This window comes from Halopiger goleimassiliensis, from assembly GCF_000455345.1.
GTDB classification, from domain to species: domain Archaea; phylum Halobacteriota; class Halobacteria; order Halobacteriales; family Natrialbaceae; genus Halopiger_A; species Halopiger_A goleimassiliensis.
On record NZ_HG315690.1, the window covers coordinates 755,507 to 778,706 of the forward strand.

The window sequence follows — 23,200 nt, forward strand, 5'->3', positions numbered from 1 at the left end:
CGACTCGTAGGACGCGAGAGAAGTCAGTCGTCGTATGTGTGCGTGGCGATGGCTTGCTCGAGCAGTTCGTCCGGAATGCCGGGCACCTCCTCATCGCGGACGGTCTCGGCAGTCTCCGGCTCCTCGACCTCCCGGGGAAACTCGCGTAGCGCCCAGTGGATCGCGATGCCGGCTTTCGCACCCTCGCCGAGCGCGACGGGGACCTGATTGTGACCCGGTGTGACGTCGCCGACCGCGAAGACGCCGTCGACGCTCGTCCGCCCGTGGTCGTCGACCGCGACCGTCCCGTCGTCGTTGCGTTCACAGCCTAGCTCGGCCGCTAACTCGTTGTGATAGTTCGAGCCGTACATCGCGAACCCGCCCCGGTACTCGCGGATCGTGCCGTCGTCGAACTCCAGGGCCTCGAGCCAGCCGTCGTCGCCGTTGCGGACGCCGGTGATCTCCGGGGTGACGACGTCGATCGGGTGACGCTCGAGCATCGCCGCCGTCTCGTCGCTCCAGTCGGGGTCCTCGCCCCGCGTCAACAGGTCCACGTCGCCGGTGAAGTTCAGCATGATCGCGGCGACGTGGGCCGCGCTCTCGCTCGCCCCCATCACGTAGACCGGCTCGTCGACGAACATGTAGGCGTCACAATGGAGGCAGTAGTGCAGCCCGCGGCCGGTCCGCGGGAGCGGCGGCGCAGGGCGCACGTCGTCGAACCCGGTCGCGACGACGAGACAGTCCGCGAGGTAGTCGGCGTCGTTCCCGCAGACGCGGAACCGCCCGTCGTCGGTTTCGACAGCCGAAGAGACGAAATCCCGAACCACGTCGCAGCCGTACGATTCGAGCTGTTCGCGCCCGGTCGCGAGGAACTCGTTGCCGCTCGTCTCCGCCGGGACCCCGACGAGGTTGTGCACGTCCCGCATCATCGCCGCGCGGCCGCCACCACGCTCGACGACGGCCGTCGCGTGGCCGAGCCGAGTCGTGTACAGCCCGGCGGTCAGCCCCGCCGGCCCGCCGCCGATCACGACGACGTCGTACTCGCGCCGGTCGGTCGCATTCTCGGACATGGGCGTGCGCGTACACCGACAGGGGCCGAAAAGCCTCACCACGTCATCGCAACGGTTCCTCCCACAGCCACGAGAGGCCCGCGGACTACCCCCTCGAGGTACCGAGACTGCCGAGGGGCGGAACCGTTTTTTGGTGCGGTCACCCGGGACACAGTATGAGCGAACTCGCGACCCACCACGTCGGACTCACTGTCAGCGACCTCGAGACGACGCTGCCGTTCTACCGGGACGTCCTCGGCCTCGATGTGGTCGACCGGTTCGAAGTCGGCGGCGAGGCCTTCTCCGACGCGGTGGGCGTCGAGGACGCCACCGCCCGGTTCGCCCACCTCGCCGCCGACGGCGTCCGGATCGAACTCGTCGAGTACGACCCGGAGGCGCGGGGATCGCCGGCGGCCGGGCTCAACCAGCCCGGAGCGTCCCACGTCGGACTCGCCGTCGAGGATCTCGAGTCGTTTTACGCATCCCTCCCGGAGGACGTCGAGACGATCAGCGAGCCCCGAACGACCGAGAGCGGATCGACGATCCTCTTTCTCCGCGATCCGGAGGAGAACCTGGTCGAACTGCTCGAGACCGACTAGCGGTTCGCGAGCGTCGAGCGGACCTGTTCGACGTCGCCGTCGCACTGCGAGCAACGGCCCTTCTCCGCGGCGATGTAGACGAGTCCGCAGCGCGGACAGTGGAAGAGGTTCCCGGGTGCGTCGGGATTCGACTCCTCCGCGTTCGCAGCGTCGGACTGTCCGTCGCTCGTCGCGCCGTCGGGGGTCGAGGTACCGCCGAGCGCGGACTCCAGTCGGTTTCGCAGGCGATCGAGCCGGGAAGACGACGTCGTCGTCGAGAAACGCTGCATGTCCGCCCCCTCCACGACGTCCGCGAAGTAGCCACCGCCAAACGACTTAGGCACGCGAGTGAGTATCAGTCGCGGCGACCAGTCAGGACGACGGATAGCAACCTTTTCGACCGGCGCGCCGTCACTCGGGGGTATGAACTTCTTCGACCGGTTGCACGACCGCATCCGCACGGTCGACAGCGTCGTCAGCGTCGGCCTCGATCCCGACCCCGACCGCATTCCGGACCACCTCGAGGAGTACGACCTCCCGCGGTGGGCGTTCAACCGCCGGATCATCGACGCGACGCACGAACACGCCGCCGTCTTCAAACCCAACGCCGCCTTCTACGAGGACCCCGACGGCTGGCGCGCCCTGGAGGAAACCATCGCGTACGCGCACGGCAAGGACGTGCCCGTGTTGCTCGACGCCAAGCGAGCCGACATCGGCAACACGACTCGCCAGTACGCGAAACTCCTCGAGAACGTCGACGCGATCACCGTCAACCCCTACATGGGCCGTGACTCGCTGCAGCCGTTCCTGGCCGACGAGGAGTCGGGCGTCTTCGTCCTCTGTCGGACCTCGAACCCCGGGGGAGAGGACCTCCAGGACCTCGAACTCGAGAGCGGCGAGGCCGTGTACGAACGCGTCGCCGCACTCGCGGACCTGTGGAACGAGAACGACAACGTCGGCCTCGTGGTGGGCGCGACCAAGCCCGAGGAACTCGAGGAGTTGCGCGAGCAGGTGCCGGATTTGCCCTTCCTCGTACCGGGCATCGGCGCACAGGGCGGCGACGCCGAGGCCGCGGTCGAGTACGGCCTCGCGGACGGCGTCGGCCTGGTCAACTCCTCGCGAGGGATCATCTTCGCGGGCGAAAACCAGGGCGAGGAGTTCGCGAAGGCGAGTGAACAGGCCGCAAAGCGGCTCAAACAGCGGCTAAACCAGTACCGGGAGTAACTCCGGTCACCCGAACGCCACGTCGACGACTCGAGCCGCGACCCGGTCGTCGACTAGCCGATCGAGGATTTCTACCTCGGCCGTGACGGACCGATCGTCGGGCGACGGTACCCCGGAATCGTTCGCGAACTGCTCCTCGAGCAGGTCCGTATTCTCCACGACGACGATGTCGAAGGGACTGGTTTCCCGCGGATGATCGGCGAGTAGCTGTCCACGTCGGCGCGTTACGGACACCGTGACCGTCTCGCCGACCCCGACCGTCTCCGCCAGCAGGTCGCGAACGGAAGTCACGGGTTAGAACCGATTGACGTCCACGTCCCGGTGGTCGGTGGGATCCGCCCGGGCCGCGCAGTCGGCGCACAGGCCTCGATCGCGCTCGTAGTGGGCCTCGCAGGCGAGCGTCCCACAGTTGTCACACCGCTCCTGGGCCGGGCGCGATTCACAGATCTGACAGAGACCGCTGACGCTCATAGCGCTCGTAGGTGCTCGAGCGCCTTGAAACCGGGCCCGGATCCGGCAGCCGAACGTCGGCCTCCCCAATTCGCCCCTGCCTCCGGATTTATGTCGGTCCCCTCCCACGGGCGAACTATGTCACGCAGATCAGTCGTCAGTCGCCGGCGGGCGCTCGCCGCCGCCGGGTCGGCGCTATCGGTCGCGGTAGCCGGCTGTACCGGTAGCAGTGACGAGAACACGAATAGCGACGATCGACAGCAACTCCGCCCGGAGGACTGGGAAGACGTCGAGGAAATTCGACTCCAGGCCCACATGCGCGGCTTTTACGGCGTCGAGCCGGCGATGATCGAGGACGTCCGAAACCCTGCACTCTTGCTGTTCGAGGGGAACGAGTACGAGATCACGTGGGAGAACGGCGACGGCGTCCCCCACAACTTCGCCGTTCGGGACGAAAGCGGAGCGACCGTCGACGGCATCAGCACGCGACGGATGCGCGAGCGGGGACAGACGCAGTCCGTGACCGTGACGGCCACCGGCGAGATGCACCGGTATCTCTGCGAACCGCACCCGGGGACGATGACCGGGTACGTACACGTTCGGGACTGACCGCGGCCCCCGTCGCGTGGACGCGACTCTCGGGACCGTCGACGCGTACCGGCCGATATGTCGCGTGTTAGCGTGTAACGAGAAAGCTTTTGCCGTGTGGCACGCTACCGGGGAGTATGAGCCGTGACCGGGCCCTCCTCGAGCGGGCCCTGGACCGTGGCGAACAGGACGGTGGCAACGTCGAATTCAAGGAACGACTCTCCCGGGACGTCCACCTCGAGGGTGGCCGACGCGAGAGCCTGGCCGCACAGCTTCGACATCGATTGCTTTCGGGCGACGGCGAGGCGACCTACGTGGTCGGCGTCACGGACGACGGCGGCCTCGCCGGGATCGATCCCGACACCTTCTCCGAGACGATGGACGTCCTCTCCTTGCTGGCCGAGGAGGCCGACGCCCACATCGACGACGTCCAGACGTGGGGCGTCGACGACGGCCTCGTGGGGGTCGCCTTGCTCCAGGAAGGTAGCGTCCTCGAGACCGACGACGAACACGTCGTCGTGGGCACCGCGGGTCACGTCGATCACGGCAAGAGTACGCTCGTGGGCTCGCTCGTGACGGGCACGCCCGACGACGGTGACGGCGCGACCCGGGCGTACCTGGACGTCCAGCCCCACGAGGTCGAACGCGGTCTCTCGGCGGACCTCTCCTACGCCGTCTACGGCTTCGACGACGAGGGACCGATCCGCGTGCGCAACCCCAACCGCAAATCGGACCGCGCGGCGGTCGTCGAGGAGGCAGACCGCCTGGTCTCGTTCGTCGACACCGTCGGCCACGAACCGTGGCTCCGCACGACGATCCGCGGTCTCGTCGGTCAGAAACTCGACTACGGCCTGCTTGTCGTCGCCGCCGACGACGGCCCCACGCGCACCACGCGCGAACACCTCGGGGTCCTGCTGGCGACCGACCTCCCGACCATCGTCGCGATCACGAAGACCGACGCCGTCTCCGAAGAGCGCGTCGAAGAGGTCGAACGCGAGGTCGAACGGCTCCTCCGCGAGGTGGACAAATCGCCGCTGCGGGTCGCCCGCCACGGCGTCGACGCCGCCGTCGAGGAGATCAACGAGCGCGTCGTCCCCATCGTCGAGACCAGCGCGATCACGATGGAGGGCCTCGAGACGCTCGACGAGTTGTTCGATCGGCTCCCGAAGACCGCCCAGGACACCGGCGAGTTCCGGATGTACGTCGATCGCAGCTACTCGGTCACGGGCGTCGGTGCGGTCGCCTCCGGCACCGTCCAGTCGGGCGAGGTCGAAACGGGTGACGAACTGCTGATCGGCCCCATGTCCGACGGTCGCTTCCAGGAGGTCGAGGTGCGCTCGATCGAGATGCACTACCACCGCGTCGACGAGGCCCGGGCCGGCCGCATCGTCGGCATCGCCCTGAAGGGGATCAAGGAGAGCGCCATCGAACGCGGCATGGTCCTGTTGCCGCGTGACGCCGACCCCGAACCTGTCCGGGAGTTCGAGGCCGAGGTGATGGTACTCAACCACCCCACGCGGATCGGCGACGGCTACGAACCCGTCGTCCACCTCGAGACGATCGGCGAGGCCGCCGCCTTCTATCCCGAGAACGGTCGCTTGCTCCCGGGCGATAAAGGGAACGCCACGGTCCGGTTCAAGTTCCGGCCGTACCTGATCGAGGAGGGACAGAAGTTCGTCTTCCGCGAGGGCCGCAGCAAGGGCGTCGGGACGGTAACTGCCGTTCATCCCATGGAGTAGGGTTCGGACCAGCCCCCGCTGTCCTCGTTCGCTACCTCGAGTGTCCCCGCAAACCGTCACGAATCGCGACCGGCGGGACCGGAAGAGCTATCCATCATCCGTATGACGTATCCCCAATGCCCTCCGACGACTCTTCCTCGAGCGTGACGCGGCGTCTCCTCCTCGCGGCCGGTATCGCGGGTAGCGCCGGCGTCGTCGGCCTGGCCGGCGTTCACGCTACGACACCGGACACCGATAGCGTCGAGACCACTCGCACCCTGTCGGTAGCGGACGAAACCGACGTCGACGAGATGTACCTGGAGCCGGCCGGTACGGACGGTCCCGACGGCGGCGAGATCTCCCAGCGGTGCGATCCCGATCCGGGCCGAATCGAGTCGCGTAGCCACATCGCGCATCTCTCGTTCGTCGAGGCGTGGAACGAGCGGTACAGGCTCTGGAGCGAGGACGAGGGGAGCGAGACCGGTGTCTCCGTCCAGAACTCCCTGGTCGTCGAGAAGGCACCCGAGCGCGTCGACGGCCAGTTGGTGTACGGCGTTCGACTGCACTCGCTGAGTCACGTCACCGATCCACGGTTCGCCAGTCTGGGGCTCCGGGGGATGGAACAGGAACTGACGGTCGATCCGGCCGTCGACCTGCGGACGGTGCTCCCGTCGAACGCCGTCGATCCGAGGAAGGGCGTCTGTACCCTGACGCTCCTGGTCGAACTCCCGAGCGGGTGGAACGCGGGCTACGAACAAACGGCGTGGGTGAACGAGGAGAACGAGGGACGGTTCGCCGCCGAACGTGGGACCGACGGAACGACGCTGTCGTACGAGGGTGACGCCGCCGGGGCCGCCTCGATGGAGGCCTACCTCGAACTCCGGAGCGATCGGCCGCTGTCGACCATCGACGACGTCTTCGAGTGGACGGTTCGCGGCGACGCCGAGCGCCGGGGGTTGTAACGCCCGCTCGAGTCGAGGACGGAACGGTTACTCCGCCGTCGTAACGTACCGATACCCCTCCGGCGATCGGTCGGCGACGCCGAGCAGCACGGCCCACTCGAGCAGGCGCTCGATCCGGCCCTCGCGGTCGTCCGTCCGCCCCGCCCGAGCGCGCGCGGACGAATCTCGCCGAACCGCGTCGGCGACCGCGGCTGCCGACAGTGGGTCGTCCGAATCCGCGAGCGTCTCGAGAACGGCCTCGGCACCGTAGATCCGCTCGCGGAACGATCGCCGCCACGCCGCGGGATCGACCGTCGGATCCGCCTCGAGGCGACGGTAGCCTGCCGGCTCCTCGGTCACGACCTCGAGCGCCCGGAGGAAGACGAGCCACGTCGCGGCCGCGTCGCGATCGGTCAGCCGGGTTTCGGCGAGCAGGTGGGCACAGCAGTCGTCGACCGCCTCCGCCTGCGTCGGGACGGCGCGAGCGGTCCGAACGACGGTCTCGAGGTCGGCGGGCGGTTCGGGGACGGGTTTGAACTTCACGGGAGTTCGAACGGGATTAGAGGTCGAACGATTCGACGAGGAGCTCCTCGTTCGTCTCGCCGTGGACGTAGGTGGGGCCGCCGAGCACGTCGATGGTGACCTTCGCGGGGGCGAACAGATCCGAGGGGACCTCCTCGAACTCCCAGTCGAGCTCGTCGAAGACCTCCCGGAACGGCCGTCCGTGCTCGTCGGCAGCCGTCGACGGAACGGCGTCGAAGACGTCGTCGTCCTGGCGGACGGTCAGGTGCGCCGTTCCGCCGTAGGCGATGGCGTCGTTCGTCCGGGCGATGGCCGTTCGCTCGTCTTCGGGGACCGGCGGAACCGGCGCGCGACCTGTGGCGGAGACGATCGCCGCCGGATCGTAGCCCAGTTCGGCGAGGCGGAACGTCGCGAGTTCCGCGGCTCGAGCGGCGTTGGTGACGCTGCCGACGACACTCGCGGTCGGGTAGACGAGCAGGAAGACGCCGCTCGGTTCGACCTCCGCGAGGTCGGCGACCTGCTCGGCGGCCGACGCAGTGGGCTCGTCGGTCGTCTCCACCGCGAGGGCCGTCAGGTCGAACGCGTCCGTGTAGCCGATGCGGCGAAACTCCTCCTCGCGGGCGACGAGCGCGCGGGCCGGGCCGCTGCCCAGCCCCTCGAAGTCCTCGGTCGCGAGTTCCCAGCCGGCTTTCTGGGAACAGAGCAACGAAAGTGCGGGCTGGTCGGTCGCCAGTTCGACGTACTGGATCGGGGCGTCGCCGACCGTTCCCAGGTCGCGACTCGGCGTCGCCAGCCCGGCGGTCTGGATCTCCGTCAACAGCAGGCCCGCCTCGATCCCGCCGTCGAACTCGAGCCCGAAGTCGAGTACCGTCGCCTCGTTGTCCAGATCGTAGCCGCCGACGTTCAGCTCCTCGGCGTACTCGAGGGCCTCGTCGACGAGCTCGATCGCCATGCGATTGAGACTTTCCATGGGACCCGCTTCAGGCTCCGGGGGAAAATAAATTGCCAGTCGTCGTCGGACGCCCGTCGGACGGTCGCTCGACGGGATTTCGACGGCCCCGCCCGCCGACGGAACCGCACCCACAGCTCAAACGGCCGGTTCGTAGCCGGCGTCCTCGATCGCTCCGGCGATGGTCGTCTCGTCGACGGTCGTCTCGTCGTGTTCGACGCGGACCTCGTCGTCCTCGTGGCTCGCCGTCACCGAGGCGACGCCATCGAGGGCCTCGAGCGCGTCGGTCACGTTCTGTTCACAACCCTCGCAGGACATTCCGCTAACGTCGACGGTCGTCTGCTCCATATCCGACCGTTCGTCGCCAGCGAGTTGAGCGTTCCGCTCCCAGTGTGGCCGCCCCGCCCTCAGTCGTCGGCGACCAGACAGTACGCCCGTCCCGGTTCCTCGAGCGTCGTCTCCTGGTCGTCGTCGTAGTAGCCCGTGAGGACGCCCCGTTCGGCGTAGTAGATCCGCCCGTCGTGGGGGATGGCCCCGCTTGTCACGTGACCGCGGTTTTCGACCCGCCACCGTCGGTCGCCGGTCTCCCGGTCGAGCGCGTAGAGATGACTATCGTACGAGCCGACGAGGATCGTCTCGGCGGTCGCCGTGAGCGAGCCGATGACGTGGCCGTAGACGCTGGTCGACCACAGTTCCTCGCCGGTGTCCGCATCGAGCGCGTAGACGTGGCGGTCGTCGCTGCCGACGTAAACGACGCCCTCGTCGGGGTCGATCGCGGGGTTCGACATGACGATCTCTCCGATGTCGAACGACCACTCCTCCGTGCCGTCCTCGAGGTCGAGCCGGTAGAAGTGGCCGTCCCAGGAGCCGACGAACGCCGCACCGTCGTAGGTCGGGATCGTCCCCTTGATCTGGGCACCCAGCGAGAACGGACCGTCAGCCTCGGCGTCGCTCTGGTGGCCGTTCTCCACGTCCGCCTGGAACGACCAGGCGAGTTCGAGGGAGGGGTACTCCCAGCAGTAGACGACGCCGTCGTTCGACCCGGACACGAGCCGGCCCGTCTCGCAGTCGATCGCCGGCGAGGGGTGGGGCATTCCCCAGAGGCGGTCGTCGCTCCAGACCGGGTCCCCCGTAGCGGCATTGACCGCCCACAGCGCGCCGCTGGCCGGGTTGCTATACTCCGCGAGAAGGTACAGGGTGCCGTCGTGGTAGGCCGGACTCGAGCCGATCGCGATGGCCCCGCCGAACTGGTGGGGCGAGGTTCGCCAGTGTAGCTCGCCGTTGGGAACGTCGATCGCGTAGAGTGCGCCGTCGTACCCTCCGATGTAGGCGGTGTCGCCCACGATCGCCGGCGTCCCGTGAAAGCCGAGGCTGGTTCCGGCAGCCGTCTCGAGTTCCCACAGTCGGTCGCCGGTCGGCGTGACGGCGTGGACGCGACCGTCGTCACCGGCGATCAGAATCGTCTCGCCGTCGGGGGTCGGCCGCGGCGTCGATTTGGCCGCCGTGTGGCCGATGCGATTGACCGGTATCGACCAGTCGACCGTGACGGAGTCGGGAACGGTCACGTCGGGATAGTAGCCGTACCGACGGAGGCCGCGCCGGAACATCGAGACGTCGTCGTCCGGCGGGAGCGGAGCGTAGCCGTCCGACGAGTCGAGGGCCTCGGAAATAGCAGTACAGTCCGGATCGCGTCTGTACGCGCGGCCGGAACCGCCGACGAGACCCACGGCACCAACCGTTCCCGCGATCGAGAGCAACTCCCGTCTGGCGAGTCCATTGCCATCGATACCGTCGGACACAGCTACGATGGGCTGGGGCGGCTGGCGATATTACTCTTGCTGTGCGTCGACGACCGCCACGCCCGCCAGGTTCACGATGTCTTTGACCTCGTCGCCGCGCTGGAGGACGTGGACCGGCTTGTCCATCCCGACCAGCATCGGGCCGATGGCGTCGGCCCCACCCAGCCGCTGGAGCAGTTTGTAGCCGATGTTGCCGGCCTCGAGGTTCGGGAAGACGAGCACGTTCGCAGGCTCCTCGAGTTCGGAGAAGCCGTACGTCCCTTCGAGGATGTCCTCGACGACGGCCGTATCAGCCTGCATCTCGCCGTCGACCGGGAAATCGACCTCGGGATCGTCCTGGAGCATGCTCGCGGCGCGACGGGGCTTGCGGGTGCCCTCGTTGTCGACGCTGCCGAAGTTCGAGTACGAGAGCAAGGCCGCGCGCGGTTCGATGTTGAACCGCCGTGCGAGTTTGCCGGTCTGTTTCGTGACCTCGGCGAGGACCTCCTCGTCGGGCGACTGGTTGACCGTCGCGTCGGCGACGAACACGACGCGGTTCTTGAACGCCAGCATGTAGACGCCGGCGGCGTGATCGACGTCATCGGCCGTGCCGATCACCTGCAGCGGCGGCCGCAGCGCCGAGGGGTAGTGGTGGGACAGTCCCGTCAGCAGGGCGTCGGCGTCGTCCTGTTCGACCATCACGCTGCCGAAGTAGTTGGAGTCGCGCTCGATGAGTTCGCCGGCCTCGGTCCGGGTGATCCCCTTCCGGGCGCGGAGTTCGTGAAGTCGGTCGGCGTAGTGTTCGTAGTCGCCGACCGACGGATCCGCTACGGTGGGGTCGAAGTCGAGGCCGAGGTTAGCGGCGGTCTGGCGGATCTCGCTCTCGTCGCCGATCAGGATCGGCAGGGCGATCCCCTGCTCCTGGATCTGGTAGGCCGCCCGAATCATCTTCTCGTTCTCGCCTTCGGACAGCGCGACCGTCTTGGGGTCGCTCTTGGCCTTGTTGAGGACGACGCGCATCATCTCGCGGGACTTGCCGAGGCGGGCCTCGAGTTCCTCCTCGTAGGCCTCGAGGTCGATCTCGGTCCGGGCGGCACCGGACTCCATCGCGGCCTCGGCGATCGAGGGTGCGACCCGGAAGAGGACGCGCGGATCGACCGGCTTCGGGATGATGTAGTCGGGACCGAACTGCAGCGGTTCGTCGCCGTAGGCCTTGACGACGGCGTCCGGGACGTCCTCGCGGGCGAGTTCGGCCAGCGCCTCGGCGCAGGCGACTTTCATCTCCTCGTTGATCTCGGTCGCGCGGACGTCCAGCGCGCCGCGGAAGATAAAGGGGAACCCGAGGACGTTGTTGACCTGATTGGGGTAGTCCGAGCGGCCGGTCGCCATGATGACCGTGTCGTCACGGGCCGCCTTGGCTTCCTCGTAGCCGATTTCGGGGTCGGGGTTGGCCATCGCGAAGACGATCGGATCGTCGGCCATCGACCGGACCATCTCCTGGTCGACGATGCCGCCGATCGAGAGGCCGACGAAGACGTCCGCCCCCGCCATCGCGTCCGCCAGATCGCCCTCCGGCACGTCGCGGGCGAACTGGCGTTTGTACTCGTTGACGTCGCCGCGGCGGGCGCGCTCCTCGGTGATGATCCCCGAGGAGTCACACATCGTGATGTTCCCCTTCTCGCAGCCGAGCGAGACGTAAAAGCGGGCGGTCGCGATCGCGCTCGCGCCGGCCCCCGAGAAGACGATCTCGAGGTCCTCGAGGTCCTTGCCGGCGATGTCGGCGGCGTTGAGCAGGGCCGCACCGGAGATGATCGCTGTCCCGTGCTGGTCGTCGTGGAAGACGGGGATGTCGATCTCCTCGCGCAGTCGCTCCTCGACGGTGAAACACTCCGGGGCCTTGATGTCCTCGAGATTGACTCCCCCCGAAGGTCGGTTCCATCATCTTGACGGCCTCGACGATCTTGTCGGGATCTGCCTCGTCGAGTTCCACGTCGAAGACGTCGATGTCCGCGAACCGCTTGAAGAGGACGCCTTTCCCCTCCATGACGGGCTTGGAGGCTTGAGCACCGATATCGCCGAGTCCCAGCACGGCCGATCCGTTCGAGACGACCCCGACGAGGTTGCCCTTCGCCGTGTACGTGTAGGCCTCCGTCTCGTCTGCATCGATGGCCGTACAGGGCGCAGCGACGCCCGGCGAGTACGCCAGCGAGAGATCGCGCTGCGTGTTCGTCGGTTTCGTCGTCGAAATCTCTATCTTTCCCGGTGGATCGGTCCGGTGGTAGTCGAGCGCGTCCTCGTCTAATCCCATACAGGGACCACTATGGGCGATCACTAAAAAGGATGCGAAGGGGTGTATCGACAATTGTCGATCTCACTGCTAATCCGCTGCTGGAGCGTTCGTGGTTTCGGCTATCGGATCACGTCACGGTCGACGATTCGACCGTTTTATACGAACCGCGGGAGTGACGTGGGGTATGGACGTCGCGCTTGGTGGGACGTTCGACCCCGTTCACGACGGTCACCGAAAACTGTTCGAACGGGCGTTCGAACTCGGGGACGTGACGGTCGGACTGACGAGCGACGACCTCGCACCCGAGACGCGATCCGTCGATCGACCGATCCGTCCCTTCGACGAACGGCGGCAGGCCCTCGAGGACGAACTCGAATCGATCGCCCCAGACTACGACCGAACGTTCGAGGTTCGAAAACTCGAGTCGCCGACGGGCATCGCGACCGAGCCGCAGTTCGACTATCTGGTCGTCTCACCGGAGACCAAAGACGGCGGAGAACGGATCAACGAGATCCGCCAGGAGCGCGGCCACGACCCGCTCGAGATCGTCGTCGTCCCCCACGTGCTCGCCGACGACGGCGACATCATCTCGAGCACGCGGATCGTTCAGGGCGAAATCGACGAACACGGGAACGTCGTCGACGACGAATAACTCCCTTCGGCGGTCGCCCGTACACGCCGCGAACATGTCGGCTATTACCGATACGTACGTCCTACCGGTCGTTTTCGATATTGAACACTTACGGTAGCCCTTCCAGAAATCAGGGTCACCGTGACCGACGAAACGGTCGCCGGCGTGGCCTTACCACTTCGGCGGCTCGAGTCCCGCGGCCTCGAGTCGGTCCTTCCAGCGGCTCTGAATCGAGAGCCGAGAGACCTCGGCGGCTTCGGCGACCGTACCCTGAGTCCGACCGTCGCCGGCGATCAACGACCCCGCATAGAGGGAGGCTGCGAGGACTGCACGCTTGGATCTGTCCGACTCGGGGACGTCCGTGAGGAAGAGATCGACCGCACAGGTGCGGGCCTCCGTCGAGAGATCGAGCCGATCGGCGACGTCCTCGAGTTCCTCGAGCCAGGGTTCGTAGGCGACTCGATCCCGTGCGCTGTGCATGGGGCACGGTAGTCGGGCGATCGAAATAAACGTCCGGAATAGGCGTGCTAACAATCCGCACCCTAAACCCCAACATCCTGCTACTCGCTCCAAGGACCGGCTACGAATCGAACGACACCGTCGGGTTCCTGCAGTGTCTCGACTAGGAGACGACTACTTAAGCCCCGGAGCCACCAACCGGGAGACGACGCCAGTCGCCCGCCACGTTCGGGCCCGCGTCCGCCATGAAGGAGCCAACCTGCAAGCTGGTCTGTACCGGTTGCGGCCTCGAGATGCCGTATCGGGATCGATCGCTGGCCGAACAGGCTGCGGAACTCCATCAGCTTCGGGACCCGGAACACGTGACGTTCATCGTTCCCCCCGACTGGTCGCCCGAGGAGCCAGTGAAACACACGTAGTGCGGATCGACAGGTTCTTACTCGGTTCGTGAAAATCCGTGTGTGAGCGCGGGTAGCCAAGCTAGGCCAACGGCGCAGCGCTTAGGACGCTGTCCCGTAGGGGTCCGCCGGTTCGAATCCGGTCCCGCGCATTCTCCGCGAACAACTCCGTGAGCGGAGAATGCGATCAGCGGATTCGAACCAGACGAGTCGCAGCGGCCGAACGAAGTGAGGCCGACCGTCTCGGCGAGGTTCGAATCCGGTCCCGGTCCCGCGCACGCTCCACGAACTCGTGAGAGACCAACCAGGCGTACTACCGAGTACTCGAGCGACCGGTGAAAGAAGCCAGTTTTAGCTGCGTCCGTCTGATCGGGATGAGTGGAGAGTAGTCACGCTGGCGTCGGGCGCTCGCTGGCACCCCTTCCGATCGAACGGAAAGTTGATAGATCGGCAGGGCCACGTCCGGACGTATGGGACGATACGGGAATCTCGAGTACGCGTTTCTGACCAAGACCGGTTTCCTGGTCGGGGCCGGAATGTTCGCCCTGGGTGCGCTCGGCGAGATCGTCGGCCGGTTCGTGTTCCACGGCCTCCCCGGCTGGGAACACCTCCTCTTTATGTACGCCGAAGGCCTCGGAATTCTCGTCGGGTTGTTCTCGGTCCTGCTGTTCGGGATCGTCCTGCCGCTGACGGAGTAACCGCAGCCTTCGGCGTCCGGATCCGACGAGACGTGGCTCGATCGAAGCTGGCAGCTTCGTTCACGAACGGTTCACGTTCGATACACTCGAGTGAATCCGGAACAAGCGGCGGACGTGTGGCAGACGCTCCAAAACGCTTATTCAAGCGCGCACGACTTGTATGAGCAATGGCCGGAGTAGACGACGTGTTCGGGGACCTCGTCTCGGGTGTCGACGCAGTATTACTCTTCGGACCGAGCGGGTCGTACTACGAACGGTTCACGGATCTCGAGGAGCTGGACGTGATCGTCGTCGGGACCGAAAACGACGTCGGCGCGGAGACGTTCGTCGAACTCCCGCTCGAGTTCGCGGAAGTCGCCGAACGGGTTCGCTTCGGTCTCGAAGGAGCGCTGGAACAGGGCGTCATCGAGGACGGCGACGAACTGGCGTGCGCGACGAGCGTCTTCGAGGACGAGATCGATACGGTCTCGCGGGTGCGGGCGAACGCCGACGCCCACACCGGCATCTACGACCTGTTCGCGAAATCCCGGCCCGAGCCCGAGGTCATCAAGTCGGTGCTCGAGCTGGCGATCGAACTCGGGAAGAAGGGCCAGAAGGGCAAACCCGTCGGCGCGCTGTTCGTCGTCGGCGACGCCGGCAAGGTGATGAACAAGTCCCGCCCGCTGTCGTACAACCCCTTCGAGAAGTCCCACGTCCACGTCGGCGATCCGATCGTGAACGTGATGCTGAAGGAGTTCTCGCGGCTCGACGGCGCGTTCGTCATCTCCGACGCGGGCAAGATCGTCTCGGCGTACCGCTACCTCGAGCCGTCCGCGGAGGGCGTCGACATTCCGAAAGGACTCGGCGCGAGGCACATGGCCGGCGGCGCGATCACGCGGGATACGAACGCGATCGCGATCGTCCTCTCGGAGAGCGACGGCCTCGTGCGGGCGTTCAAAGGCGGCGAACTCATCCTGGAGGTCGACCCGGAGGCGTACTGATATGGACTGGCAGACGTTGATCGACGAACCGGCCGTCATCGCGGCCGCGGTCCTCGTGTTGGGGCTGGTCGTCGGCTACCTCGTCGGCCGCCTCAACAAGGAGTTGCTCTCGGCCTCGGGCGTCCCCGAGGCGGTCGAGGGAACCCCCTTCGAGCGGACGGCCCAGTCGCTGGGCACCTCGACGGTCGAGATCGTCGCCCGCCTGAGTTCGTGGTTCATCTACGGGATCGCCGTCCTGACGGCGATCCACATCGCCCAGTTGCTCGACACCGACGCCTTCTGGTTTCGGGTCACGCAGTTCGTCCCGCAGGTGTTCATCGCCGTCCTCGTGCTCATTCTCGGGTTCATCGTCGCGGACAAGTGCGAACTGATCGTCAGCGAGTACCTCCGGGGCGTCAAACTCCCCGAGGTCTCGGTCATCCCCAGACTCGTCAAGTACGCCGTCCTCTACGTGACCTTTTTGATCGCGCTGGGCCAGATCGGCGTCTACATCTTCCCGCTGGTGATCCTGCTCGCGATCATCGCCGCCGGTGCCGTCGTCGTCGGCGCGTTCGCGTTCAAGGACTTCCTCGTCTCGAGCGCCGCGGGGATCTACCTGCTGCTCAACCAGCCCTACGGGATCGGCGACGAGATCAGGATCGGCGACCAGTCAGGAATCGTCCAGGAGGTCGACCTCTTCGTGACGAAGATCGAGGACGAGTCCGAGGAGTACATCGTTCCCAACCGAAAGGTGTTCGAGGACGAGATCGTCCGCATCCGGGAGTAGCCGCTCACTCGAGCGAGAGGCCCGCGTGCCAGCGGTCAGCACCGACCTCGCGTTTCTTGGCGTCCATCTTCGCGAGCAGGTGGGTCGCGAGCGTCGCGGTCTCGGCGGCCTTCGACTCGCCCTCCGTGGCGAACTCGCCGGTCTCCCGGTTCGCGTAGACGGTACAGACGGCCCCCGCACGGAGGCCGTAGAGGTTCGCGAGCGTGAAGATGGCGCTCGCTTCCATCTCGATGTTCTTGACGTTGGCCTCCTTCAGCTGGGCGACCAACTCCTCGGAGCCGGCGGCCTCGAAACCCTCGTAGCCAGGCCGTCCCTGACCGGCGTAGAAGGAGTCGGCGCTCATCGTGATACCGGTGTGGTAGTCGTAGCCGAGCCGTTCGGCGGCCGCGATCAGCGCCGAGACGACCTCGTGGTCCGCCGTAGCGGGGTAATCCTCGCGGACGTACTCGTCGCTGGTGCCCTCCTGTCGGACCGCGCCCGTGCTGATCACGAGGTCGCCGACGTCCATCTCGGCCTGGAGCGCGCCACACGAGCCCACGCGGATGAACGTCTCGACCCCGACGCGGGCCAGTTCCTCGACCGCGATCGCCGCGGACGGGCTGCCGATCCCCGTCGACGTGACCGAGATGGGCGTCCCCTCGGTCGTCCCCGTCGCCGTCCGGTACTCGCGGTGGTGGGCTCGCTCCTCGTGATCGTCCCAGTGGGCGACGATCTTCTCGAGGCGCTCGGGATTGCCCGGCAACAGCACGGTTTCGGCCACGTCGTCGGGCGCGACCTCGAGGTGGTACTGTACGTCCGCGTTGGGATCTTCGCTGTCGCGTGCCATCGAATATCGGCGATTCGAACCGACGCCGAATATAACTGCTGGACGCGCCTACGGTCGGTATGGACCGCGGACGGCTGACCGACACGTATCTCGCAGCACTCCAGCACGACCTGGCGGACCTGCCGGCGGGGACGACGCTCGTCGGCGTCGTTCGCAAACCCGCGCCGTGGTTCCACGGCACCGTCGACGAGAATCACCCCGAACTCGGGCCGCCCGAAGCCCTGCTCGAGTCCTTCCGCGAGACCGAGGAGGACCTGAAGCTGCGCGGCCTCTGCGAGGAGGGCGCACACAACGCCGCCTGGGATGAGCTCGAGTTCGAAGCCGCGTATCGCGACCACCTCGAGTCGTCCGCGGATGCGAGGGCGGCGCTCGCGGACCTCGAGAATCGACTCGAGTCGGGCGAGCCGCTGACGCTCGTCTGTTACGAGAACACGGCGAAGAAACGGTGTCACCGGACGATTCTGCGGGACGTGCTCGAGCAGCGCCGTTCCTAATTTCCCGCCAGTGACGGCGGTCGCGGCCGGCTCAGCCCCCTCGATCGACCAGGTTCGCCAGTCGGTCCTCCGCTTCGGCGACGACGTCCGTAACGACGGTTTCGGCAGACGGGGCGTCGTCGACCAGGCCGACGCTCTGTCCGGCGAACAGCGCCATCTCCGCGATGTCGCCGTCGACGTCCGGCGTCGCCAGCGCTTCGTCGTACCGTTCGATCGGCGTGCCGTCGGCGGTCGTCGCGACGACGTCCTCCTCGCCCGGTCGCTCCCCCGGCGCGGGTTCGCCCGCGTCGGCCCAGCGCTCGAGCGTCTCGTTCTCGAGGACGCGGTGGGGCGTGCCGGGCCACCCCTTGTCGAACGCCGTCGTGTAGGCGGTGTCGGTCTCGTCGCTCTCGAGCAATCGTTGTCGGTAGGTCTCGTGAATACGGGCCTCCCGCGTCGCGGCGAATCGGGTCCCGAGCCAGGCTCCATCAGCGCCGAGCGCGAGCGCGGCCACGACGCCGCGACCGTCGCCGATCCCGCCCACGGCGACGATGGGAGCCTCCTCGCCGACCGCATCGGTGACGCGGGGGACCAGCGCCGTCGTCGCCACCTCGCTCTGGACGTGGCCGCCCGCCTCGCGGCCCTGTGCGACGACGACGTCGACGCCCGCCGCGACCGCCGCACGGGCCTCGTCGGCGCTGCCGACCGTCTGCAGGACGGTCGCCCCGGCGTCGCGCGCCCGCTCGACGAACGGTTCGGCGTCGCCGAAGGAGAACGATACGACGTCCGCGCCCGCCTCGAGCACGACCTCGAGGTGCGCCTCGGTGTCGACGACGGTCGTCGCCTCGTCGAGCACGAGGTTGACGGCGAACGGACGATCGGTCCGATCACGGGTGTCGCGGACGACGCGCTCGGTCTCGTCGATATCGCGCCAGGTCACGGCGAGGTGGCCGAGTCCGCCGGCGTTCGAGACCGCCGCGGCCAGGGCCGGGTTCGTGGCGCTGCCGATCGGGGCCTGCACGATCGGGTAGTCGACGCCGAGTACCTCACAGAGGGGCGTCTCGAGGCTCATTCGTCGGGTTCCGGCCGTCGTTTCTCCTTCTCGAGCACCCGCACGTTCTCGATGGCCGTCTCGGGGTACTGCCCGTCCTGGTCTTTTTCCACCGCTTTGACCATGTCCCAGACGACGTTCAGGCCGGTCGTGACCCCCTCGAGAGCCTCCATCTCGCAGCCCGTCTTCCCGGTGGTCTCGACGGCGACCCGGAGTTCCACGCGGTCCGCCTCGAGCGAGAACTCGGTGTCGACGTTCGTGATCGGAATTTGGTGACACATCGGGATCGTCTCCCAGGTGTGTTTCACCGCCTGGATCGCGCCGACGCGGGCCGTCGCGAGGACGTCGCCCTTCCCGATCTCGTCCGCGCGGATCGCTTCGACGGTCGAGGGGCGCAGGCGAATCTCGCCGGCGGCGACCGCACGTCGCTCGCTGTCGGGTTTGTCGCCGACGTCGACCATCTGCACGTCGCCCTCGTCGGTGGTGTGGGTAAGCCCGTCGGCGCTCGAGTCCGCCGCCGACTCCTCCTCAGGCATCGCTCTCACCCCACAGCACTCGGGGAATCTCTTCGAGGAGCTCGGAGGCGAGGAAGCCGTGTGCGTCGGCCTCGGCGAGGCGTTCGCCCGCGAGACCGTTGACGTGAGCGGCCGCCGCGGCGGCGTCCATCGGCTCCGCGCCCTCGAGCAGTCCGGCGACGATTCCCGCCAGCGTGTCGCCGGTACCGCCGACCTTCATGCCGACGGCCCCGGAGCGACTGATCCGCGTGCGCTCGCCGTCGGTGATCACGTCGTTCGCCCCCTTCGCGAGGACGATATGACCGAGGTCGGCCGCGAACGCCTCGATCTCGTCGGCGGCCGCCGCGAGGTCGTCCGCGTCGGGGCCGCCCATCCGCGCGAGTTCCCGCCGGTTGGGCGTACAGACCAGCGTCGCGTCGGTCTCGACCTCGGGCACGACCTCGAGCGCGTCCGCGTCGACGACGGCCCGCCCGGCGTACGCCGAGAGGAACTGGCGGGTCGCCTCGAGGGTCTCGTCGGCGGTCCCGAGACCGGGACCGATGACGACGACGTTGTCGTACTGCTGGGCCGTCTCGAGAAGGTCGTCGGCTACCTCGGGGGTGAGGACGTCCTCCTCGTAGGGCTGGACGATCAGGTCCTCGCCGTACCCCTGGATCTCGCCGCCGACCGACTCGGGTGCGGCGACGAAGGAGAGTTCCGCGCCGGCCCGCAAGGCGGCCTGGGCAGCCAGCGCGGGCGCGCCGGTGTACGGACCGCCGCCGATGACGTAGGGGCGGCCGTCGCGGTCGTCGGGCCGAGCGAGGCGAACGTCGCCCGGACCGACGAACCGCTCGGCGGCGGCCGGGATGCCGATGTCGGCGACCGTGACCTCGCAGTCGAGGGCCTCGAGTCCGGGCTTCGTATCGTGGAACGTGACGACCCGATCGGCCGCCACCCCGTTGTTGGCGTGGTCGCCTCCGTCGGCGTCGAAGCCCGAGGGGACGTCGACAGAGACGACCGTGGCGTCCGCCGCGTTGATCGCTTCGGCCGCGGTCGCGGCGGGTTCCCGGAGGTCGCCGCTGATCCCCGTTCCCAACATCGCGTCGACGACCACGTCGCAGTCCGGAAGGTCGAACCCGCTCGAGTCCGTCACCTCGCGGGCGTCGTAGCCCGCTCGCTGCAAGGCGTCCCAGTTCTCGCGGGCGATCTCGGTCCCGATGGTCTCGGAGCGGCCCAGCAGGAGTGTGGTGACGTCGTACGCGTCCAGAAAGCGGGCAGCGACGAACGCGTCGCCGCCGTTGTTCCCGCGTCCGGCGACGATCACGACCGTCGCGCCCGGGTCGGCGACCTCGCGAACGACGCTGGCGACGGCGTTCCCGCTCGACTCCATCAACTGCTTGCGCGGCACGCCCAGCGCCGCGGCGTTCTCGTCGACGGCGGCCATCCGCTCGCCTGTAATCATACCTGCAGGTTCGACCGGACAACCGTTCAACGTTGCGGACCCCACGACGGCGCGGACCCATCTCTGTTAGGCAATACGACCAACCCGATCGCGTCCCTCTCTCCGGCGTGAACGTCTTCTGGCTCGACGAGGATCCGCGGCTCGCCGCGCGCTATCACTGCGATCAGCACGTCAACAAACTGCTGCTCGAGGCCGCACAGGTGCTCTGTACGGCGGCCCGGGAGAACGGCTACGACGCGGACTTTCTCTATCGATCCACTCACGTCGATCATCCCGTCACGCAGTGGGCGATCGAATCGCGGGCGAACTGGCTGCGCCTGCGGGACCACGCCGAGGCGCTCAACGCCGAGTTCGTCGAGCGCTACGGGAAGGACGACGACCACGCGAGCTGGCAGGTGATCGACCGTATCGACCCCGACGCGATCGAGTTCCCGAGCGAGGAGCCGACGCCCCGACCGCAGACGATGCCCGACGAGTACAAACGCCCCGGCGATCCGGTCGCCGCCTACCGCGCCTACTACGCAGGCGAGAAGGCTGAGATGGCCGAGTGGCGGTACTGCGAGGAACCGCCCTGGCTCGAGGAGTACCGGTCCGACCCCGCGTGACCGATCGCGGGTCCCACAGCGCGACCGAAGGCCACGCTACCATCGCGTTCGACCGACATGTCGGCGACAGTACATTCATGGCACCGGCCGACGTCGTAGTACCTACCGATGTTTCCGCCGATGGTCTCCCCGGAGTCGATCGTTCCGGACGACGTGAGCGCCGACGACGTGAACCCGTTCACGCAGGTCTACGAGGACGTCGTCGTCTACGACGAGCGAGACGCGGACGAGCCGCTCTACGAGGGTCCGATCGTCGTCCACGCGAACGGGTGGCTCGAACTCGAGGGGAACCGCCTCCTCTCACCGCACGCGGTCCACCACGTCGACGTCTACGACGACGACCGCGGCGAGTGGGCGGGCGAAGCGGACGGCGACAGCCGGGGCGGCGACGGAGGCGGTGACGACGGAACTCCGAGCGACGGCGTTCGAACGAATCGGTTCAGCCCACAATAGCCGCCGTCAGTTCGCCGTCCGCCCTCAGTACCGGATCTCGAAGCCGTCCTCGCCTCGCGGTTCCTCGTACTCGACTGCGACGTCCTCGACGTCCGCCGCGGGGCTGCCCGTGTGACACCACTCGATCATCGCCTCGACGTCCGCTTTCGGCCCCTCGAACACCGCCTCGACGCGGCCGTCCTCGAGGTTCTTCACCCAGCCGTCGACGCCGTTCTCGCGTGCGGTATCCCGGGTGTTCGCGCGGTAGTAGACGCCCTGTACCGTCCCCGAGACGAACACGTGTGCGCGGGTTCGCTCCGCCATGTCCGGATCATCGACCGCGGCCGCCAAAAATCCCGTTCGTCCGACGCGTGGCGTGCGCCCGGCTGACGAGCGGCGTGCGAAAGTTACACACGCGACGGTACCCCCGTCTCAGGTCGCGAGGGAGCGATACCCCCAGGTGGCTCGAGCCCGTATCCCCTCGCAGTGACCGTACGCCACCGGGACGGCATCCACTTCGAGTTCGGCGACGGCCGCCGGATCGTCGCCGACGCCAGGAGTGCGGCGGGCGACGTCAACGTGGTGAGCCACGCCCACGCCGATCACACGTTTCGGTCGACCCCCGGAACCGTGGTCTGCGCGGCCGAAACCGCGGCAATCGCCGAGGCGCGGACCGGCGTCGGCTTCGAGTTCGTCGAGCGCGTCCCCGGGATCGACCTCGTGCCTGCGGGCCACGTAGTCGGTTCGCGAGCGGCGATCGTCGACCGCGACCGGCTCTCGCTCGGAGAGTCGCTCGAGCCCCAGCCTGAACGGGGAGACGCCGACCACCGTCGCTACTGTTACACGGGCGACTTCTCGATCCGGGATCGGTGCTACCTCGAGGGGTTCGACCCCACAGCGGTCGAGACCGACGTCCTCGTGATGGAGACCACGTACGGCCGGCCCGCCTACCGGTTCCCGCCGCAGGAGGAACTCGAGGCTGCCATCGTCGACTGGATCCGTGACAACGACGAGCGGCCGCTGTTCCTCTTCGGCTACTCGCTCGGCCGCGCCCAGAAACTCCAGTGGCTCGCCCGCGCGGCAACCGGCGGCGTCGACGACGGTAGCGACGCCGAACGGGACGTCCTCGTCGCCGACTCGATCCACGAGGTGAACCGCGCGATCGAAGCCGCGACCGACCTCTCGTTTCCCGGTCGGCCGTACGACTCGCTTCGGGGACTCGAGGACGAGATCGTCGTCCTCCCGTCGAATCAGGCCCGCGCCGACTGGGTGGAACGCGCGGTCGATCGCGAGGACGGGCTGAAAGCCGGCTTCTCGGGCTGGGCCGTCGACGACGGCTTCCGCTACCGCGGGAACTACGACGTCACCTTCCCGTTGACCGACCACTGCGACTTCGACGACCTCGTCGCCACCGTCGAGGCGATCGACCCCGCCGTCGTCTACACCCACCACGGCTTCGACGCGGCGTTCGCGACCACCCTCGAGACGGAGTACGGCTACCGGGCGCGCCCGCTGAAACGGGACCAGCGAACGCTCGCGGAGTTCTCCTGATGGGCATCATCGAGCGACTCGCGGACGAGTACGTCGACGTCTCGACCAGCCGCGCGACGGTCAGGGAACTGCTCGAGTTGCTCGTCGGATCGATCCTCTTCGTCCTCGTCGCCAGCGGGCTCACCGCCGTCGCGCTCGGCCGCACCGCGGCGCTCGTCGTCGGCGGGGGGCTGGCCGTCGCGTTCGCGATCACGCTCGTCTCGCAGGCCTACTGGGCCGTCACCGGGCGGAGCGACTACAGAGAGTGACCGGAACGACCGGAGAGCGCCACGCCACCGGATACACCGACGCGGTTCGCACGGACCGCT

Annotated in this window: 29 protein-coding genes, 1 tRNA gene and 1 pseudogene; 16 read left to right on the forward strand and 15 right to left on the reverse strand. The window is 67.5% G+C overall.

Annotated elements, in window-relative coordinates:
* Positions 1-23 precede the first annotated feature (23 nt).
* On the reverse strand, positions 24-1,049 hold the full coding sequence (locus TX79_RS03705; protein WP_049925804.1) for an NAD(P)/FAD-dependent oxidoreductase: 1,026 nt from the start codon (positions 1,047-1,049) through the stop codon (positions 24-26).
* A gap of 155 nt (positions 1,050-1,204) precedes the next feature.
* On the opposite strand from TX79_RS03705, the gene TX79_RS03710 reads away from it, so the two are divergent.
* Entirely contained in the window at positions 1,205-1,627 is a 423-nt protein-coding gene (locus TX79_RS03710; RefSeq protein ID WP_049925805.1) for a VOC family protein, read from the forward strand.
* Here the strand turns inward: TX79_RS03710 and TX79_RS03715 are convergent.
* Entirely contained in the window at positions 1,624-1,896 is a 273-nt protein-coding gene (locus TX79_RS03715; protein WP_049925806.1) for a hypothetical protein, read from the reverse strand. The genes TX79_RS03710 and TX79_RS03715 overlap by 4 nt on opposite strands.
* A 133-nt stretch (positions 1,897-2,029) precedes the next feature.
* On the opposite strand from TX79_RS03715, the gene pyrF reads away from it, so the two are divergent.
* Positions 2,030-2,830, forward strand: coding sequence for an orotidine-5'-phosphate decarboxylase (pyrF, locus tag TX79_RS03720; protein ID WP_049925807.1), 801 nt, complete (start codon positions 2,030-2,032; stop codon positions 2,828-2,830).
* Positions 2,831-2,836: 6 nt separating this feature from the next.
* Here pyrF and TX79_RS03725 read toward each other — a convergent pair whose 3' ends face one another.
* Together TX79_RS03725 and TX79_RS19555 are read right to left on the reverse strand one after the other, a co-directional pair.
* Positions 2,837-3,121 carry a hypothetical protein gene (locus TX79_RS03725; protein ID WP_049925808.1) on the reverse strand — a complete coding sequence of 95 codons (285 nt, stop codon included), beginning with the start codon at positions 3,119-3,121 and terminating at the stop codon, positions 2,837-2,839.
* Positions 3,122-3,124: 3 nt separating this feature from the next.
* Positions 3,125-3,301 carry a hypothetical protein gene (locus TX79_RS19555; protein ID WP_195892450.1) on the reverse strand — a complete coding sequence of 59 codons (177 nt, stop codon included), beginning with the start codon at positions 3,299-3,301 and terminating at the stop codon, positions 3,125-3,127.
* 117 nt (positions 3,302-3,418) lie between these two features.
* Between TX79_RS19555 and TX79_RS03730 the strand changes: the two genes are divergently transcribed.
* The 3 genes from TX79_RS03730 (at position 3,419) to TX79_RS03740 (ending at position 6,548) form a co-directional block, all read left to right on the forward strand.
* Complete coding sequence (locus TX79_RS03730) at positions 3,419-3,889, forward strand: cupredoxin domain-containing protein (RefSeq protein ID WP_049925809.1); 471 nt, start codon at positions 3,419-3,421, stop codon at positions 3,887-3,889.
* A gap of 116 nt (positions 3,890-4,005) precedes the next feature.
* Positions 4,006-5,607 (forward strand): GTPBP1 family GTP-binding protein, encoded by a 1,602-nt coding sequence (locus TX79_RS03735; protein ID WP_049925810.1) that lies wholly within the window; start codon positions 4,006-4,008, stop codon positions 5,605-5,607.
* 116 nt (positions 5,608-5,723) lie between these two features.
* Entirely contained in the window at positions 5,724-6,548 is an 825-nt protein-coding gene (locus TX79_RS03740; protein WP_049925811.1) for a hypothetical protein, read from the forward strand.
* A 27-nt stretch (positions 6,549-6,575) separates the two neighbouring features.
* Here the strand turns inward: TX79_RS03740 and TX79_RS03745 are convergent, their stop codons facing one another.
* From TX79_RS03745 to TX79_RS03765, 5 genes and pseudogenes are all read right to left on the reverse strand, one after another.
* Positions 6,576-7,070 carry a hypothetical protein gene (locus TX79_RS03745; protein ID WP_049925812.1) on the reverse strand — a complete coding sequence of 165 codons (495 nt, stop codon included), beginning with the start codon at positions 7,068-7,070 and terminating at the stop codon, positions 6,576-6,578.
* A gap of 16 nt (positions 7,071-7,086) precedes the next feature.
* Entirely contained in the window at positions 7,087-8,019 is a 933-nt protein-coding gene (mch, locus tag TX79_RS03750; protein ID WP_049925813.1) for a methenyltetrahydromethanopterin cyclohydrolase, read from the reverse strand.
* Positions 8,020-8,136: 117 nt separating this feature from the next.
* Positions 8,137-8,346 carry a heavy-metal-associated domain-containing protein gene (locus TX79_RS03755; RefSeq protein WP_049925814.1) on the reverse strand — a complete coding sequence of 70 codons (210 nt, stop codon included), beginning with the start codon at positions 8,344-8,346 and terminating at the stop codon, positions 8,137-8,139.
* 59 nt (positions 8,347-8,405) lie between these two features.
* Entirely contained in the window at positions 8,406-9,797 is a 1,392-nt protein-coding gene (locus TX79_RS03760; protein WP_230198536.1) for an outer membrane protein assembly factor BamB family protein, read from the reverse strand.
* Between the two features lie 30 nt (positions 9,798-9,827).
* A pseudogene (locus tag TX79_RS03765) lies at positions 9,828-12,084 on the reverse strand (NADP-dependent malic enzyme).
* Between the two features lie 166 nt (positions 12,085-12,250).
* Here TX79_RS03765 and TX79_RS03770 point away from each other — a divergent pair.
* Positions 12,251-12,718 carry a phosphopantetheine adenylyltransferase gene (locus TX79_RS03770; protein ID WP_049925816.1) on the forward strand — a complete coding sequence of 156 codons (468 nt, stop codon included), beginning with the start codon at positions 12,251-12,253 and terminating at the stop codon, positions 12,716-12,718.
* Between the two features lie 150 nt (positions 12,719-12,868).
* Here TX79_RS03770 and TX79_RS03775 read toward each other — a convergent pair whose 3' ends face one another.
* Complete coding sequence (locus TX79_RS03775; RefSeq protein ID WP_049925817.1) at positions 12,869-13,177, reverse strand: cyclin; 309 nt, start codon at positions 13,175-13,177, stop codon at positions 12,869-12,871.
* A 224-nt stretch (positions 13,178-13,401) separates the two neighbouring features.
* On the opposite strand from TX79_RS03775, the gene TX79_RS19560 reads away from it, so the two are divergent.
* The 5 genes from TX79_RS19560 to TX79_RS03795 all read left to right on the forward strand — a co-directional run bounded on the left by TX79_RS19560 (position 13,402) and on the right by TX79_RS03795 (position 15,998).
* Entirely contained in the window at positions 13,402-13,575 is a 174-nt protein-coding gene (locus TX79_RS19560) for a hypothetical protein (protein ID WP_195892451.1), read from the forward strand.
* A gap of 46 nt (positions 13,576-13,621) precedes the next feature.
* Positions 13,622-13,706 (forward strand) — tRNA-Leu (locus TX79_RS03780).
* Between the two features lie 318 nt (positions 13,707-14,024).
* Entirely contained in the window at positions 14,025-14,252 is a 228-nt protein-coding gene (locus tag TX79_RS03785) for a DUF7860 family protein (protein ID WP_049925818.1), read from the forward strand.
* Positions 14,253-14,419: 167 nt separating this feature from the next.
* The gene (gene dacZ / locus TX79_RS03790) at positions 14,420-15,232 is read left to right on the forward strand and encodes a diadenylate cyclase DacZ (RefSeq protein WP_049925819.1); all 813 of its coding nucleotides are present in this window, start codon (positions 14,420-14,422) and stop codon (positions 15,230-15,232) included.
* 1 nt (position 15,233) lies between these two features.
* Positions 15,234-15,998, forward strand: coding sequence for a mechanosensitive ion channel family protein (locus TX79_RS03795; protein ID WP_049925820.1), 765 nt, complete (start codon positions 15,234-15,236; stop codon positions 15,996-15,998).
* Positions 15,999-16,002: 4 nt separating this feature from the next.
* Here the strand turns inward: TX79_RS03795 and TX79_RS03800 are convergent, their stop codons facing one another.
* The gene (locus TX79_RS03800; protein ID WP_049925821.1) at positions 16,003-16,824 is read right to left on the reverse strand and encodes a nucleoside phosphorylase; all 822 of its coding nucleotides are present in this window, start codon (positions 16,822-16,824) and stop codon (positions 16,003-16,005) included.
* Between the two features lie 59 nt (positions 16,825-16,883).
* Here TX79_RS03800 and TX79_RS03805 point away from each other — a divergent pair, with 59 nt between their 5' ends.
* Positions 16,884-17,318 (forward strand): DUF488 family protein, N3 subclade, encoded by a 435-nt coding sequence (locus TX79_RS03805; protein WP_049925822.1) that lies wholly within the window; start codon positions 16,884-16,886, stop codon positions 17,316-17,318.
* Positions 17,319-17,349: 31 nt separating this feature from the next.
* On the opposite strand, the gene TX79_RS03810 is transcribed toward TX79_RS03805, so the two are convergent.
* The 3 genes from TX79_RS03810 to TX79_RS03820 are packed head-to-tail and all read right to left on the reverse strand — an operon-like array spanning position 17,350 to position 20,304.
* Positions 17,350-18,369, reverse strand: coding sequence for an NAD(P)H-dependent flavin oxidoreductase (locus TX79_RS03810; protein WP_049925823.1), 1,020 nt, complete (start codon positions 18,367-18,369; stop codon positions 17,350-17,352).
* The gene (moaC, locus tag TX79_RS03815; RefSeq protein ID WP_049925824.1) at positions 18,366-18,884 is read right to left on the reverse strand and encodes a cyclic pyranopterin monophosphate synthase MoaC; all 519 of its coding nucleotides are present in this window, start codon (positions 18,882-18,884) and stop codon (positions 18,366-18,368) included. The genes TX79_RS03810 and moaC overlap by 4 nt, the downstream gene beginning before the upstream one ends.
* Positions 18,877-20,304, reverse strand: coding sequence for a bifunctional ADP-dependent NAD(P)H-hydrate dehydratase/NAD(P)H-hydrate epimerase (locus TX79_RS03820; protein WP_049925825.1), 1,428 nt, complete (start codon positions 20,302-20,304; stop codon positions 18,877-18,879). The genes moaC and TX79_RS03820 overlap by 8 nt, the downstream gene beginning before the upstream one ends.
* 107 nt (positions 20,305-20,411) lie before the next feature.
* Between TX79_RS03820 and TX79_RS03825 the strand changes: the two genes are divergently transcribed.
* Together TX79_RS03825 and TX79_RS03830 are read left to right on the forward strand one after the other, a co-directional pair.
* Positions 20,412-20,909 carry a hypothetical protein gene (locus TX79_RS03825; protein ID WP_049925826.1) on the forward strand — a complete coding sequence of 166 codons (498 nt, stop codon included), beginning with the start codon at positions 20,412-20,414 and terminating at the stop codon, positions 20,907-20,909.
* A 108-nt stretch (positions 20,910-21,017) separates the two neighbouring features.
* Entirely contained in the window at positions 21,018-21,362 is a 345-nt protein-coding gene (locus tag TX79_RS03830) for a hypothetical protein (protein WP_049925827.1), read from the forward strand.
* Between the two features lie 24 nt (positions 21,363-21,386).
* Here TX79_RS03830 and TX79_RS03835 read toward each other — a convergent pair whose 3' ends face one another.
* Positions 21,387-21,665, reverse strand: coding sequence for an acylphosphatase (locus TX79_RS03835; protein ID WP_049925828.1), 279 nt, complete (start codon positions 21,663-21,665; stop codon positions 21,387-21,389).
* A 162-nt stretch (positions 21,666-21,827) separates the two neighbouring features.
* On the opposite strand from TX79_RS03835, the gene TX79_RS03840 reads away from it, so the two are divergent.
* Both TX79_RS03840 and TX79_RS03845 read left to right on the forward strand, forming a co-directional pair.
* Positions 21,828-22,892: an mRNA cleavage and polyadenylation specificity factor-like protein gene (locus tag TX79_RS03840; protein ID WP_230198537.1), complete on the forward strand. Its 1,065-nt coding sequence runs from the start codon at positions 21,828-21,830 to the stop codon at positions 22,890-22,892.
* Positions 22,892-23,140 (forward strand): hypothetical protein, encoded by a 249-nt coding sequence (locus TX79_RS03845; RefSeq protein WP_049925830.1) that lies wholly within the window; start codon positions 22,892-22,894, stop codon positions 23,138-23,140. Before TX79_RS03840 ends, TX79_RS03845 begins: the two co-directional genes overlap by 1 nt.
* Positions 23,141-23,200 lie beyond the last annotated feature (60 nt).

Excerpts from the sequence above, each read along its gene's own strand:
- TX79_RS03705 (WP_049925804.1), bottom strand. The coding sequence starts at position 1,049 with ATGTCCGAGAATGCGACCGACCGGCGCGAGTACGACGTCGTCGTGATC.
- TX79_RS03710 (WP_049925805.1), top strand. The coding sequence starts at position 1,205 with ATGAGCGAACTCGCGACCCACCACGTCGGACTCACTGTCAGCGACCTC.
- TX79_RS03715 (WP_049925806.1), bottom strand. The coding sequence starts at position 1,896 with ATGCAGCGTTTCTCGACGACGACGTCGTCTTCCCGGCTCGATCGCCTG.
- pyrF (WP_049925807.1), top strand. The coding sequence starts at position 2,030 with ATGAACTTCTTCGACCGGTTGCACGACCGCATCCGCACGGTCGACAGC.
- TX79_RS19555 (WP_195892450.1), bottom strand. The coding sequence starts at position 3,301 with ATGAGCGTCAGCGGTCTCTGTCAGATCTGTGAATCGCGCCCGGCCCAG.
- TX79_RS03730 (WP_049925809.1), top strand. The coding sequence starts at position 3,419 with ATGTCACGCAGATCAGTCGTCAGTCGCCGGCGGGCGCTCGCCGCCGCC.
- TX79_RS03735 (WP_049925810.1), top strand. The coding sequence starts at position 4,006 with ATGAGCCGTGACCGGGCCCTCCTCGAGCGGGCCCTGGACCGTGGCGAA.
- TX79_RS03740 (WP_049925811.1), top strand. The coding sequence starts at position 5,724 with ATGCCCTCCGACGACTCTTCCTCGAGCGTGACGCGGCGTCTCCTCCTC.
- mch (WP_049925813.1), bottom strand. The coding sequence starts at position 8,019 with ATGGAAAGTCTCAATCGCATGGCGATCGAGCTCGTCGACGAGGCCCTC.
- TX79_RS03755 (WP_049925814.1), bottom strand. The coding sequence starts at position 8,346 with ATGGAGCAGACGACCGTCGACGTTAGCGGAATGTCCTGCGAGGGTTGT.
- TX79_RS03770 (WP_049925816.1), top strand. The coding sequence starts at position 12,251 with ATGGACGTCGCGCTTGGTGGGACGTTCGACCCCGTTCACGACGGTCAC.
- TX79_RS03775 (WP_049925817.1), bottom strand. The coding sequence starts at position 13,177 with ATGCACAGCGCACGGGATCGAGTCGCCTACGAACCCTGGCTCGAGGAA.
- TX79_RS19560 (WP_195892451.1), top strand. The coding sequence starts at position 13,402 with ATGAAGGAGCCAACCTGCAAGCTGGTCTGTACCGGTTGCGGCCTCGAG.
- TX79_RS03785 (WP_049925818.1), top strand. The coding sequence starts at position 14,025 with ATGGGACGATACGGGAATCTCGAGTACGCGTTTCTGACCAAGACCGGT.
- dacZ (WP_049925819.1), top strand. The coding sequence starts at position 14,420 with ATGGCCGGAGTAGACGACGTGTTCGGGGACCTCGTCTCGGGTGTCGAC.
- TX79_RS03795 (WP_049925820.1), top strand. The coding sequence starts at position 15,234 with ATGGACTGGCAGACGTTGATCGACGAACCGGCCGTCATCGCGGCCGCG.
- TX79_RS03800 (WP_049925821.1), bottom strand. The coding sequence starts at position 16,824 with ATGGCACGCGACAGCGAAGATCCCAACGCGGACGTACAGTACCACCTC.
- TX79_RS03805 (WP_049925822.1), top strand. The coding sequence starts at position 16,884 with ATGGACCGCGGACGGCTGACCGACACGTATCTCGCAGCACTCCAGCAC.
- TX79_RS03810 (WP_049925823.1), bottom strand. The coding sequence starts at position 18,369 with ATGAGCCTCGAGACGCCCCTCTGTGAGGTACTCGGCGTCGACTACCCG.
- moaC (WP_049925824.1), bottom strand. The coding sequence starts at position 18,884 with ATGCCTGAGGAGGAGTCGGCGGCGGACTCGAGCGCCGACGGGCTTACC.
- TX79_RS03820 (WP_049925825.1), bottom strand. The coding sequence starts at position 20,304 with ATGATTACAGGCGAGCGGATGGCCGCCGTCGACGAGAACGCCGCGGCG.
- TX79_RS03830 (WP_049925827.1), top strand. The coding sequence starts at position 21,018 with ATGTTTCCGCCGATGGTCTCCCCGGAGTCGATCGTTCCGGACGACGTG.
- TX79_RS03835 (WP_049925828.1), bottom strand. The coding sequence starts at position 21,665 with ATGGCGGAGCGAACCCGCGCACACGTGTTCGTCTCGGGGACGGTACAG.
- TX79_RS03845 (WP_049925830.1), top strand. The coding sequence starts at position 22,892 with ATGGGCATCATCGAGCGACTCGCGGACGAGTACGTCGACGTCTCGACC.